Source organism: Streptomyces sp. NBC_01306, from assembly GCF_026340465.1.
Lineage (GTDB): Bacteria > Actinomycetota > Actinomycetes > Streptomycetales > Streptomycetaceae > Streptomyces.
Genome location: NZ_JAPEPC010000001.1, coordinates 498,617 through 511,349 on the forward strand (window position 1 = coordinate 498,617; position 12,733 = coordinate 511,349).

Consider the following 12,733-nt stretch of genomic DNA (forward strand, 5'->3'; position numbering starts at 1 on the left):
CGTGTGCGCACATGTCATCGTCGCTGAAGACGACGAGAAACAGGCCGAACTGGTACGCCGATACCTGGAACGCGAGGGCCACGCCGTCACGGTGGTGGGTGACGGCCTGGCGGCCCTGGAGGAGGTACGCCACGGAGCACCGGACCTCCTGGTCCTGGATGTGATGATGCCGCGCGCCGACGGACTGGACGTCGTACGGGTCCTGCGCGCCGAGTCACGGGAGCTGCCGGTGCTCATGCTGACGGCCCGCACCGCCGAGGACGATCTGCTGCTCGGGCTCGATCTGGGCGCCGACGACTACATGACCAAGCCGTACAGCCCGCGGGAGCTGATGGCGCGGGTCCGCACTCTGCTCCGCCGCTCGCAGCGGTCCGCGGGGGCGGCGACCGCCCCCGCTCCCGATCCGCTGCTGTCGGTGGGCACGCTGGTCGTCGACCCGGCACGGCACTCGGTGTCGGTCGGCGGCCGGCCGGTGGACTGCACCCCGGGCGAGTTCCGGGTGCTGGCCGCGATGGCCGCCGAACCCGACCGGGTCTTCACCCGGCAGCAACTGCTGGCCGAACTGCACGGCTTCGACCGGTACATCAGCAACCGCACGGTCGACGTACACGTCATGAATCTGCGCAAGAAGATAGAGACGGCCCCGCGCAGACCCGCCCGGCTGCTCACCGTGTTCGGCGTCGGCTACAAACTGACCGACCCGGCGAAGGGCGCCCAACTTGCCTCCCAGTAGCCGTAGCAGTCGCAGTCGCAGTACAAGCCCCGGTGGAAGCCGGCCCGAGCGTGTGCGGCGGACGCGGCTGCCGCTCCGCAAGAGTCTGTTCGGCCGGCTGCTGGCCGTGTCGGCGATGGTGGCAGCGTGTTCGGTGGTGGCGACCGCGTGGCTCGCCGCACAGACCACATCCGGTGCGATCAAGCAGGAGCAGGGCCAGAACCTCACCGCCGACACCCGCATCTACAACACCCTGCTCGGTTACGCCGCCGCCCATCCCCGGTGGGACGGTGTCGACGCGACGGTGCGCAAACTGGCCCACCAGTCCGGCCGCCGGATCGCTCTGACCACGGAGAACCACCAGTCCGTCGCCGACTCGGCGGCGGGCCGGAAGCCGCCGCCGGCGCTGCCGCCCCAGGTGTCGGCGGTCGTCGACCCGCTCTCCATGGACACCACGCTGGCGGCGCGGAGTTCCACCACGACCGACACCACGGCCGACCGGATCGACCCACGGGCGGTCGGACCGTTCCGGCTGCCCGCATCGGAGCGCGGAAAACTGAAGCGCGCCGCCGACCGCGCCGTGGCCTGTCTCGGCCGCCTCGGGATCGCATCGGACGCCGTGGAGGGGCCGAGCGGCCGACCCCGTATCCAACCGGTGGGCAACGACCCGGACCGCACGCAGGGAACGAGGTGCGAGACGGACGCGCTGGACGCGCCCACCCCGACGGAGCAGAAGGCGCTCACCGCGCTCAACCACCTGGCGGACGCCTGTCTGGACCGCCAGCACCGCGACCCGATACATCTGAGCCTGAACCTCTCCTGGAACGAAGCCGCGGCCCCTGAGGTGAAGAGGGCGGCTGCGAGAGCCGTGGCCGCCGAGCCCACTCCTGTGCCGCCGACGAGCCCCCGCAACAGCGATGACGACCGGGCCATCGCGTCCTGTGTCGGCACCGCGCGCCGCGAACAGCTCAGCTCGTACGTCGCGTCGCCGGCCCTGCTGTTCATCGGCGACCAGGGCGGGGCCACGGTCCCGGGGTTCAACCTCTCCCCGGCCAACACCGCCCGTATCGCGGGTGTCGCGGCCCTCGTCCTCGCCCTCACGGTCGGCGCTTCGGTGCTCGCCGGGGCCCGGCTGGTGCGCCCGCTGCACGCGCTCACCAACGCGGCGCAGCGGATGCGGGACGGCGGGAGTTCGGAGCCCGTCGAGGTCACGACGGACAACGAGATCGGGCGGCTGGCAGCCACGTTCAACGACATGTCGGCGCACCGCGCACGTCTTGAGGAGCAGCGCAAGGCGATGGTGAGCGATGTCGCGCACGAGCTGCGTACCCCGCTCAGCAACATCCGCGGCTGGCTGGAGGCCGCACAGGACGGCCTGGCCGAACCCGACCCGGCCTTCGTCTCCTCGCTCCTGGAGGAGGCGGTGCAGTTGCAGCACATCATTGACGACCTCCAGGACCTGTCGGCCGCCGACGCGGGGTCGCTGCGGCTGCATGTGGAGCCGGTACGGATCCAGGACCTCCTGGGCCAGGTCGCGTCGGCCCACCAGGCGCGCGCGGAGACGGCGGGGGTGACGCTGACGGTGACCGGAGCGCCACCGGGAACCCCGGCGCTGGTCCTGGCGGCCGACCCGGTCCGGCTGCGGCAGGCGGTGGGCAACCTGGTCTCCAACGCGGTACGCCACACACCGCCGGGCGGACGGGTCACGCTGCGAGTGCGGGGCGGTACGCCCGGTCCGGCCGGAGTCCGGGCCGCGGAAGCGCCCTGCACGGAGGCCGTGGTGGAGGTGGCCGACACCGGCACCGGCATCCCCGCCGAGTACCTTCCGTACGTCTTCGACCGCTTCTGGCGCGCCGAGAAATCACGTAACCGCCGTACGGGCGGCAGCGGCCTGGGCCTGGCGATCGTCCGCAAACTCGCCGAGGCGCACGGCGGCACCGCGAGTGCGGCCAGTACGGAGGGGGAGGGTTCGGTCTTCACCCTCAGGCTGCCCCTGCGACGGCCGGAGGCGGCAACGGACAGCGACGAGCCGGCCGGGAGAACGCAGAACCCGGCGGCTGAAACCTCGCCGCCCTCGCCCTGATCCAATGACCACAGCGTCCTGACAGCTTCCTCATAACTGCTTGCGAGTCTGTCGCTGTGCCCGGCACCTGCTGCGAACCGCAGCCAGGAATCACCAAGGCCGGGCTGGAACTGGAGCTGTTCATGTCCCCACGTCTGTCCCTGCGTACCGCTGTGCTCGCCGCCGTCGCGGTCGGCACGGTGATCGTCCCGTCGACCGCAGCCTTCGCGTCCGACAGCCCCAAGCCCGTCGCCCCCAAGGCCGAGCCGTCCGCGGCGTCGTCCGCCAGCAGGGCCAAGCCCACGCCGCCGACCGTGAAGCCCTCCACCGCCCGGGCGGCCGCCCGCCGCGAGGCAGCCCGGGCGGCCGCGCAGCCGACGGTGGCCCCGCGAGGCGCCGTGGCCGCGGGCGACAAGCCCACTCCGGCTGCACGGGCCGCCAAGCCCTCCGCGGCCCCCCAGGTCGCCAGGGCGGCCGCCGCCCCGCGAGGCGCCGTCGCCGCCGGTGAGCGGCCGGCCGGCAACAGCAGCGACACCACGGCGATCATCGGCTCGGCAGTCGGGGCCGCTCTGCTCTCGGGCGCCGGCACGATCGTGCTGCGCCGCCGCTCCGCCGCACAGCGCAACGGCTGACGCACCCTCAGCAGTGGCGCCGTCCGTCACCGGGCGGCGCCACTGCCTGCGTCCGCGCCCTCGCCGGCGCCCCTGTACTCACCCAGCCCCGTGCTGCTCTCCCGTAGCCCTGAACGTCCTGGAGCCCTCATGTCCCGTACGCACCAGCCGATATGGCGATCCGCCGCACTGCCCGCAGCAGCCGTCTGCCTCACCCTGGCAGCGCTCACGGGCTGTTCGTCCGGCTCCTCGGACTCAGCGGGGCACAAACCCGCCGGCACGGCGAGTACGGCGTCGGGCTCCGACGCAGGCAAGAGCACCGCGACCGACACCAAAACGGACACCAAGACGGACACGAAGCAGCCCTCGCCCCCGACGGAGGTGTCGATCCCGTCAATCGGGGTGACGAGTTCGCTGCTGCAGCTCGGTCTCAACGCGGACCGCACGGTCGAGGTCCCGCCGGCGGACAAAGGCATGACGGCGGGCTGGTACACGGGCAGCGTCACCCCCGGCGAAAAGGGAGCCGCCGTCCTGATCGGCCACAACGACACCCGCTACGGCAGGGCCGTCTTCCACGACCTCAGGAAGATCCACAAGGGCGCGGACATCGCCGTCCGCAACAAACTGGGCAAGACGGCCCACTTCACGGTCACCGGCACGGAGAGCGTCAGCAAGAAGGCGTTCCCGACCGACCAGGTCTACGGCAAGACCGCCGACCGCGCCCTGCGCCTGATCACCTGCGACGGATCGTTCGACGCGCAGGGTCACCCGGTGAACAACCTGATCGTCTTCGCCACGCTGCGCTGACCAACTGGCCCCGCCCGCAGGCCTTTGCCCCGAGGAGCCAGGACCACAGATCCTGGGCGCTTTATCTTGCCTATACAAAGCGCATAAACAGGCGCAAAATGGAACTTGCGCGGCTCAGCCGTGCAAACGCGGTCGGACTTGCAGCAGAGAAGGAGGCGAGTCGCATGGCCGACGTCTCACACACAAGAGGCGATCTAGCAACCCACCCCGACGTCCCAGAGATGCGGGCCCGGTATGACCGGATGCTCGGCGGGCGCGATGTGGCACTCGTGGACGGGCCGGTGTTTCTCGTCGGCGTGTACTGCGCGGTGTCCGCGTGGGTGATCCACTTTTCGAGCACCCAGTCGGCGCTGACGACGCACAACCTCATCATGGGCATCGCGATCGCCCTGCTGGGCCTCGGATTCACCATCATGCCGGAGCGGATGTACGGCCTCAGCTGGGCCATGGTCGTGATGGGCGCCTGGCTGGTCGTTGCCCCATGGGTCGTGGGCAGCCACCCGGACAAGGGCATCATCTGGAGCAACGCGGTCATCGGAGGCGTCACCGCCCTACTCGGGTTGGTGTGCACCGTCGTAGCGGCAAGGCGCAGTCGTCACGCCCACACCACCGGCGGCTCCATGGGCACCAGGGGAGCAAGCCGGCTCAGTCGCGCAAGCCGACCCGACCGCGCCGACTGAGGTGACGTCCGGCGAAAGCAGAAGAAACGGGGAACACAGAGAGACGGGTGGTGTGGGCCGGATATCCGGCCCACACCACCCGTCTCTTCACTGCTCAAAGCTTCACTGCTCAAAGTGTCCGAGGGGGGACTTGAACCCCCACGCCCGATAAAGGGCACTAGCACCTCAAGCTAGCGCGTCTGCCATTCCGCCACCCGGACAAGGTGTCTGTCGGCCACGGCTTTGTTCCCCGCGGCGACAAGAACAACAATACCAGGGGTTTGCGGTCGCCTTCACCTGTGTTTGCCGTGGTCAGCGGCTGGCCCCGGGGCGCGGCCCTGCGCCGTTCGGCGGCTCCTCAGCGCCGACGGCACCATGCGTAACAGCGTGCGCACCATCAGTGTCCGAGGTGGCTCCCGGGGGCGGTCACGGCTGGAGCTGTCAGAGCACTGCCAGGCGCCGTGCCCCGCAGGGCCGCGAGGCGCGCCAGGACCAGTTCCGCGGTCTCCGAAGGGGTCGACCCGACGCTCACACCCGCCGCTTCGAGGGCTGCCGTCTTGGCCTGGGCGGTTCCCGACGAGCCGGAGACGATCGCTCCGGCATGTCCCATGGTCCGGCCCTCCGGAGCGGTGAAGCCCGCGATGTAGCCGACCACGGGTTTCGTGATGTGCCCGGCGATGTATGCGGCGGCCCGCTCCTCGGCGTCGCCGCCGATCTCCCCGATCAGGACGATCAGTTCGGTGCCCGGGTCGTCCTGGAACGCCGCGAGGCAGTCGATGTGCGTGGTGCCGATGACAGGGTCTCCGCCGATGCCCACCGCCGAGGAGAAGCCCTCGTCGCGCAGCTCGTACATCAGCTGGTAGGTGAGCGTGCCGGACTTGGAGACCAGCCCGATCCGGCCGGGCGTGCCGGCGATGTCGGCGGGGATGATGCCGGCGTTGGACTGCCCGGGGCTGATCAGGCCCGGACAGTTCGGTCCGATGACCCGGGTGCCCCGGTTTTCGGCGTAGGAAGTGAAGACCACCGCGTCGTGTACGGGGATGCCCTCCGTGATGACGACGGCGAGGCCGATCCCCGCGTCGGCGGCCTCGGCGACCGCGGCGCCCGCGGAGGGCGGCGGGACGAAGACGACGGTGACGTCGGCTCCGGTGGCCTCGACGCCCTCGCGCACCGAGCCGAAGACGGGGACGGTCACACCGTCGAAGCCGACCGGCCGTCCGGCCTTGCGCGGGTTGACGCCGCCGACGACGCGCGTCCCCGCGGCGAGCATGCGCCGGGTGTGCTTCATGCCCTCGGTGCCGGTCATGCCCTGGACGAGTACCTTGCTCTCCGCGGTGAGGAAGATGGCCATCTCAGGCTCCCGGGTCGGTGTGGGCCACGGCGCGGACGCCGGTGAGGGCCTCGGCGGGCGTGGCATTGGCGGGTACGGCGTCGGCGGGCGTGGCATTGGCTGGTACGGCGTCGGCGGGTGCGCCGGCGCCTGCGAGGGCGGCCGCCCGGCGGGCCGCGCCGTCCATCGTGGTGACCTGCTGGACGAGAGGGTGGGCGCGCCGGTCCAGGATCGCGCGGCCCGCTGCGGCGCTGTTGCCGTCGAGCCGTACGACCAGCGGCTTGGTCACCTCGACCGACTCCAGGGCCTGGACGATGCCCTCGGCCACCGCGTCGCAGGCGGTGATGCCGCCGAAGACATTGACGAGGACCGACTTCACCTGGGGGTCGGAGAGGACGAGTGCGAGTGCGTCGGCCATCACGCGGGCCGACGCGCCACCTCCGATGTCGAGGAAGTCGGCAGGCCGGGCGCCGCAGCCGGCGACGACGTCGAGGGTCGACATGACCAGGCCCGCGCCGTTGCCGATGATGCCGACCCGGCCGTCGAGCCGGACGTAGTTGAGTCCCTTGGCCCGGGCCTGTGCTTCCAGCGGACCACCGTACGGATCGGTCTCGTCGGCGCCCCAACGCGTCTGCCGGAAGCGGGCGTTGTCGTCGATGGTGACCTTTCCGTCGAGGGCGAGCAGCCCACCGCCGGTGGTCCGTACGAGCGGGTTGACCTCCACCAGCAGGGCGTCCTCGCGGACCATGACCTGCCAGAGCCGCTGGAGCACGTCGGCGGCCCCGGCCGGCAGCCCGGCGGCGTGTGCGATCGCCGCGGCCTTGGCCGCGGTGACGCCTTCGGCCGGATCGACGGGGATCCTGACCACCGCGTCGGGCCTGGCCGCCGCCGTCTCCTCGATCTCCGTACCGCCGTCGGCCGATCCGATGGCGACGAAGGTCCCCGCCGCGCGGTCGAGGACGTAACTCACGTAGTGCTCCGCCTCGATGTCGGCCGGCCGGGCCAGCATCACCTTGCGGACGGGGTGGCCCTTGATGTCCATGGCGAGCATCTGACGGGTTGTCAATTCTGCTGCCGCCGGGTCCGCCGCGAGTTTCACACCGCCCGCCCTGCCCCGGCCGCCGGTCTTCACCTGGGCCTTGACGACGACGCGTCCACCGAGGAGTTCCGCGGCCGCACGCGCCTCGCGCGGGGCGGCGACGACCGCCGCGTCCGGTACCGGGATGCCGTGCGCCTTGAAGAGTTCCCTTGCCTGGTGCTCGTACAGATCCATGCCCGTACCTGCTCCCTGTGCTGTGAAGGAAAGTGCCGCACGCCCCCTGGACACCACCCACCGGATGAGGGATAACAAGGTTCATACAGTATTCGTCGACTGTATGCAATCTGCGCGCAGCTCCAGCAGAGCTCCAGCACCCCTACGAAGGGAACGGACTTCGCCATGCCCGACCCCAGCCAGGACCTCATCTCCGGTGGGCACTTGGTCGCCAAGGCGCTCAAAGCGGAGGGTGTCGACGTCGTCTACACCCTCTGCGGTGGCCACATCATCGACATCTACGACGGCTGTGTGGACGAGGGCATCGAAGTGGTCGATGTCCGCCATGAGCAGGTCGCCGCCCACGCCGCCGACGGCTACGCGCGCATCACCGGCAAGCCGGGCTGCGCCGTCGTCACGGCGGGCCCCGGCACGACCGATGCCGTGACCGGTGTCGCCAACGCGTTCCGGGCCGAGTCGCCCATGCTGCTGATCGGTGGTCAGGGAGCGCTGAGCCAGCACCGGATGGGGTCCCTCCAGGACCTCCCGCACGTCGACATGATGACGCCGATCACCAAGTTCGCCGCCACCGTGCCGCACACCGCGCGCGCCGCCGACCTGGTCTCGATGGCCTTCCGCGAGTGCTACAACGGCGCGCCGGGCCCGTCGTTCCTGGAGATCCCGCGCGATGTGCTCGACGCCAAGGTGCCGGCCGCACAGGCCCGCGTCCCGCAGGCAGGCCGGTACCGCGCGTCGACCCGCTCGGCCGGTGATCCGGCCGGCATCGAGAAGCTCGCCGATCTCCTCGTCCACGCGGAGAGGCCGGCGATCCTGCTCGGCAGCCAGGTGTGGACCACCCGGGCCACCGAATCGGCGGTCGAGCTCGTCCGTACGCTCAATGTCCCCGCGTACATGAACGGCGCGGGGCGCGGGACACTGCCGCCCGGCGACCCGCACCACTTCCAGCTCTCCAGGCGCTACGCCTTCTCCAACGCCGATCTCATCGTCATCGTGGGCACCCCCTTCGACTTCCGGATGGGGTACGGGAAGCGCCTCTCGCCGGACGCCACCGTGGTCCAGATCGATCTCGACTACCGCACGGTCGGCAAGAACCGCGACATCGACCTCGGGCTCGTCGGCGACGCGGGGCTGATCCTGAAGTCCGTCACCGAGGCGGCGTCCGGCCGGGTCAACGGTGGTGCGGTCGGGCGGAAGGCCTGGCTGGACGAGCTGCGGGCCGCCGAGCAGGTGGCGATCGAGAAGCGGCTGCCGTCGCTGAAGTCGGATGCCTCGCCCATCCACCCGTACCGCCTGGTCAGCGAGATCAACGACTTCCTCACCGAGGATTCGATCTACATCGGCGACGGCGGCGACATCGTCACGTTCTCCGGGCAGGTCGTGCAGCCCAAATCGCCCGGCCACTGGATGGATCCGGGCCCGCTGGGCACGCTCGGCGTCGGCATCCCCTTCGTGCTCGCCGCGAAGAAGGCACGGCCGGACAAGGAGGTCGTGGCGCTCTTCGGGGACGGCGCGTTCTCGCTCACCGGCTGGGACTTCGAGACACTGGTCCGCTACAACCTGCCCTTCGTCGGGATCGTCGGCAACAACTCGTCGATGAACCAGATCCGTTACGGCCAGGCGCAGAAGTACGGCCCGGAGCGCGAGCGCGTCGGCAACACACTCGGAGACGTCCGCTACGACGAGTTCGCCCGGATGCTCGGCGGCCACGGCGAGGAGGTCCGCGACCCGGCCGGCATCGGCCCGGCGCTGCGGCGCGCCCGCGAGTCGGGCAAGCCCTCCCTCATCAACGTCTGGGTCGACCCGGACGCGTACGCACCCGGAACCGTGAACCAGACCATGTACAAGTAGGGAGCCCCGCCATGACCAAGGCTCTTGAGGGCGTACGCGTCCTCGACATGACCCACGTCCAGTCCGGTCCCTCCGCCACCCAGCTGCTGGCCTGGCTCGGCGCCGATGTCGTCAAACTCGAAGCGCCGCACGGCGACATCACCCGCAAGCAGCTGCGGGATCTGCCCGATGTCGACTCGCTCTACTTCACGATGCTCAACTGCAACAAGCGCAGCATCACCCTCAACACCAAGTCCGAACGCGGCAAGGAGCTCCTGACCGAGCTGATCCGCCGGTCGGACGTGATGGTGGAGAACTTCGGTCCCGGCGCCGTCGACCGGATGGGTTTCACCTGGGAGAAGATCCAGGAGATCAACCCGCGGATCGTCTACGCCTCCATCAAGGGCTTCGGCGAGGGCCCCTACACCAACTTCAAGGCGTACGAGGTCGTCGCCCAGGCCATGGGCGGGTCGATGTCCACCACCGGCTTCGAGGACGGTCCGCCGCTCGCCACCGGAGCGCAGATCGGCGACTCGGGCACCGGTATCCACCTCGTCGCCGGGATACTCGCGGCGCTCTTCCAGCGTGAGCACACCGGCCGTGGCCAGCGCGTCAACGTCGCGATGCAGCACGCCGTACTCAACCTCTGCCGGGTGAAGCTGCGCGACCAGCAGCGGCTCTCCCACGGCCCGCTGGCCGAGTACCCGAACGACGACTTCGGCGACGAGGTGCCGCGCAGCGGGAACGCGAGCGGCGGCGGCCAGCCCGGCTGGGCCGTCAAGTGCGCGCCGGGCGGCCCCAACGACTACGTGTACGTCATCGTCCAGCCCGTCGGCTGGCAGCCGATCAGCAGGCTGATCGGCCGGCCCGAGCTGGCCGACGACCCCGGCTGGGCCACGCCGGAGTCCCGCCTGCCCAAGCTCGGCAAGATGTTCCAGCTGATCGAGGAGTGGTCGTCCACCCTTCCCAAGTGGGAGGTGCTCGACCAGCTCAACGCCCACAACGTGCCCTGCGGACCGATCCTCTCCACCAAGGAGATCATCGAGGACACCTCGCTCGCCGCGAACGAGATCGTGGTCGAGGTCGAACACCCCGAGCGCGGCACCTTCACCACCGTCGGCTCGCCGCTGAAGCTCTCGGACTCCCCCGTCGATGTGCGCAGCTCGCCGCTGCTCGGCGAGCACAACGCGGAGGTGTACACCGGTGAACTCGGCCTGGGACAAGAGGAACTGCGACTGCTGAAGACGGACGGAGTCATCTGATGGGGCAGCAGGACAAGGCGGCCGTACGGGCGGTGCTCGACGCCGCACTGGCCGGGGGGCGCCGGGCGCTCACCGCGCCCGAGGCGAAAGTGGTCGCCGACGCGTACGGCATTCCGGTCCCGGCCGAGGCGCTGGCCGAGTGCGCGGACGAGGCCGTCGCCCTCGCCGACCGGATCGGGTTCCCGGTGGTGCTGAAGATCGTCTCGCCGGACATCGTGCACAAGACGGATGCGGGCGGGGTGCGGGTCGGGGTGAGGTCCGCCGCCGAGGTGCGGTCCGCCTTCACGTCGATCGTCTCCCACGCCCGTGCCTACAGCCCCCGGGCGGCCATCAGGGGCGTCCAGGTCCAGCAGATGGTGCCGGCCGGCACCGAGGTACTGGTCGGCACCGTCACCGACCCGACCTTCGGCAAGATCGTGGCCTTCGGCCTCGGCGGGGTGCTGGTGGAGGTGCTCAAGGACATCACCTTCCGCCTCGCACCCGCCTCGCACGACGACGCGCTGTCGATGCTGGACTCGGTCCGGGCCGCCGAGGTGCTCCGCGGGGTGCGCGGCGGAGCGGCCGTGGACCGCGCGGCGCTCGCCTCGCTGATCACCGGGGTCTCCGGACTGGCCGCCGACTTCCCGGAGATCGCCGAGATCGACCTCAACCCGGTCTTCGCGTCCGCGGACGGCGTGCTGGCCGCCGACGTACGGATCCTGCTCGACCCGTCGCCCGTGACGCCGCGGCGCGCCTACAGCCGCGCCGAGATCCTCACCTCGATGCGCCGGCTGATGGAGCCGCGCTCGGTCACCGTCATCGGCGCCTCCAACGAGGACGGCAAGATCGGCAACTCCGTGATGCGCAATCTCGTCGACGGCGGTTTCGCCGGGGAGATCCACCCGGTGAACCCCAAGGCCGATGACATCCTCGGCCGTAAGGCGTACAAGAGCGTGATGGATGTTCCCGGTGAGCCGGATGTGGCGGTCTTCGCGATCCCCGCGAAGTTCGTCGCGACCGCCCTCGAAGAGGTCGGGCGCAAGGGCATACCGAACGCCGTGCTGATCCCGTCGGGCTTCGCCGAGACCGGGGAACACGCCTTGCAGGACGAGATCGTGGCGGTCGCCGAGCGGTACGGGGTCCGGCTGCTGGGCCCGAACATCTACGGCTACTACTCGACATGGCAGGACCTGTGCGCCACGTTCTGCACGCCGTACGACGTCAGAGGCGGAGTCGCGCTCACCTCGCAGTCCGGCGGGATCGGCATGGCCATCCTCGGGTTCGCCCGCACGACGAAGACCGGCGTGTCGGCCATCGTCGGGCTCGGCAACAAGTCGGACCTGGACGAGGACGATCTGCTCACCTGGTTCGGCGAGGACCCGCACACCCAGTGCATCGCCATGCATCTGGAGGACCTCAAGGACGGCCGGGCGTTCGTCGAGGCGGCACGGGCGACCGTGCCGAAGAAGCCCGTCGTGGTACTGAAGGCGGGCCGCACCAGTGCGGGCGCCAGGGCGGCGGGGTCGCACACCGGCGCGCTGGCCGGTGACGACGCGGTGTACGAGGACATCCTGCGGCAGGCGGGAGTCATCCGGGCGCCGGGGCTCAACGACATGCTGGAGTACGCGCGGGCGCTGCCCGTGCTGCCCACACCCCGGGGCGACAACGTCGTCATCATCACCGGGGCCGGGGGCTCGGGGGTGCTGCTCTCGGACGCGATCGTCGACAACGGGCTGTCGCTGATGGAGATCCCGCCGGATCTGGACGCGGCGTTCAAGGCGTTCATCCCGCCGTTCGGGGCCGCCGGGAATCCCATCGACATCACCGGCGGTGAACCTCCGGCGACCTACGAGGCGACGATCCGGCTCGGCCTGGAGGATCCGCGGATCCATGCGCTGGTGCTGGGCTACTGGCACACGATCGTCACTCCCCCGATGGTCTTCGCCGAGCTGACCGCGCGTGTCGTCGCGGAGTTCCGGGCGCGCGGCGTCGAGAAGCCCGTCGTGGCGTCGCTCGCCGGCGACGTCGAAGTCGAGGAGGCCTGCCAGTACCTCTACGAACGGGGAGTCGTCGCGTACCCGTACACCACGGAGAAACCGGTGGAGGTACTCGGCGCGAAGTACCGCTGGGCACGGGCGGCCGGGTTGCTCGGCTGACCCGGCTCCTCGGAACGAAAGGTTTGGACAGGGGGCGCTGGCCAGTTCTTTCGAG

The 12,733-nt window shown here is 70.4% G+C and carries 9 protein-coding genes, 1 tRNA gene and 1 pseudogene; 8 read left to right on the top strand and 3 right to left on the bottom strand.

Features of this window, described 5'->3' with window-relative positions; translation table 11 throughout:
• Position 1 precedes the first annotated feature (1 nt).
• The 5 genes and pseudogenes from OG385_RS02135 to OG385_RS02155 form a co-directional block, all read left to right on the top strand.
• On the top strand, positions 2-733 hold the full coding sequence (locus tag OG385_RS02135) for a response regulator transcription factor (RefSeq protein ID WP_266851283.1): 732 nt from the start codon (positions 2-4) through the stop codon (positions 731-733).
• A gap of 115 nt (positions 734-848) precedes the next feature.
• Positions 849-2,795 carry a cell wall metabolism sensor histidine kinase WalK gene (locus tag OG385_RS02140; RefSeq protein WP_266860565.1) on the top strand — a complete coding sequence of 649 codons (1,947 nt, stop codon included), beginning with the start codon at positions 849-851 and terminating at the stop codon, positions 2,793-2,795.
• Between the two features lie 122 nt (positions 2,796-2,917).
• Positions 2,918-3,406 carry a hypothetical protein gene (locus tag OG385_RS02145; protein ID WP_266860567.1) on the top strand — a complete coding sequence of 163 codons (489 nt, stop codon included), beginning with the start codon at positions 2,918-2,920 and terminating at the stop codon, positions 3,404-3,406.
• A 129-nt stretch (positions 3,407-3,535) separates the two neighbouring features.
• Positions 3,536-4,192: a class F sortase gene (locus OG385_RS02150; RefSeq protein WP_266851284.1), complete on the top strand. Its 657-nt coding sequence runs from the start codon at positions 3,536-3,538 to the stop codon at positions 4,190-4,192.
• A gap of 164 nt (positions 4,193-4,356) precedes the next feature.
• Positions 4,357-4,785, top strand: a pseudogene (locus OG385_RS02155) (SPW repeat protein); the annotation flags it as partial.
• Between the two features lie 202 nt (positions 4,786-4,987).
• On the opposite strand, the gene OG385_RS02160 reads toward OG385_RS02155, so the two are convergent.
• The 3 genes from OG385_RS02160 to sucC form a co-directional block, all read right to left on the bottom strand.
• Positions 4,988-5,072 (bottom strand) — tRNA-Leu (locus OG385_RS02160).
• Positions 5,073-5,248: 176 nt separating this feature from the next.
• Positions 5,249-6,202: a succinate--CoA ligase subunit alpha gene (gene sucD / locus OG385_RS02165; RefSeq protein WP_266851286.1), complete on the bottom strand. Its 954-nt coding sequence runs from the start codon at positions 6,200-6,202 to the stop codon at positions 5,249-5,251.
• 1 nt (position 6,203) lies between these two features.
• Positions 6,204-7,454 carry an ADP-forming succinate--CoA ligase subunit beta gene (gene sucC, locus OG385_RS02170; RefSeq protein WP_266851288.1) on the bottom strand — a complete coding sequence of 417 codons (1,251 nt, stop codon included), beginning with the start codon at positions 7,452-7,454 and terminating at the stop codon, positions 6,204-6,206.
• Between the two features lie 165 nt (positions 7,455-7,619).
• Between sucC and OG385_RS02175 the strand changes: the two genes are divergently transcribed.
• The 3 genes from OG385_RS02175 to OG385_RS02185 are packed head-to-tail and all read left to right on the top strand — an operon-like array spanning position 7,620 to position 12,678.
• Positions 7,620-9,302, top strand: coding sequence for a thiamine pyrophosphate-binding protein (locus tag OG385_RS02175; protein WP_266851289.1), 1,683 nt, complete (start codon positions 7,620-7,622; stop codon positions 9,300-9,302).
• 11 nt (positions 9,303-9,313) lie between these two features.
• Positions 9,314-10,543: a formyl-CoA transferase gene (frc, locus tag OG385_RS02180; protein ID WP_266851291.1), complete on the top strand. Its 1,230-nt coding sequence runs from the start codon at positions 9,314-9,316 to the stop codon at positions 10,541-10,543.
• Entirely contained in the window at positions 10,543-12,678 is a 2,136-nt protein-coding gene (locus OG385_RS02185) for an acetate--CoA ligase family protein (protein ID WP_266851292.1), read from the top strand. Before frc ends, OG385_RS02185 begins: the two co-directional genes overlap by 1 nt.
• Positions 12,679-12,733: the final 55 nt, after the last annotated feature.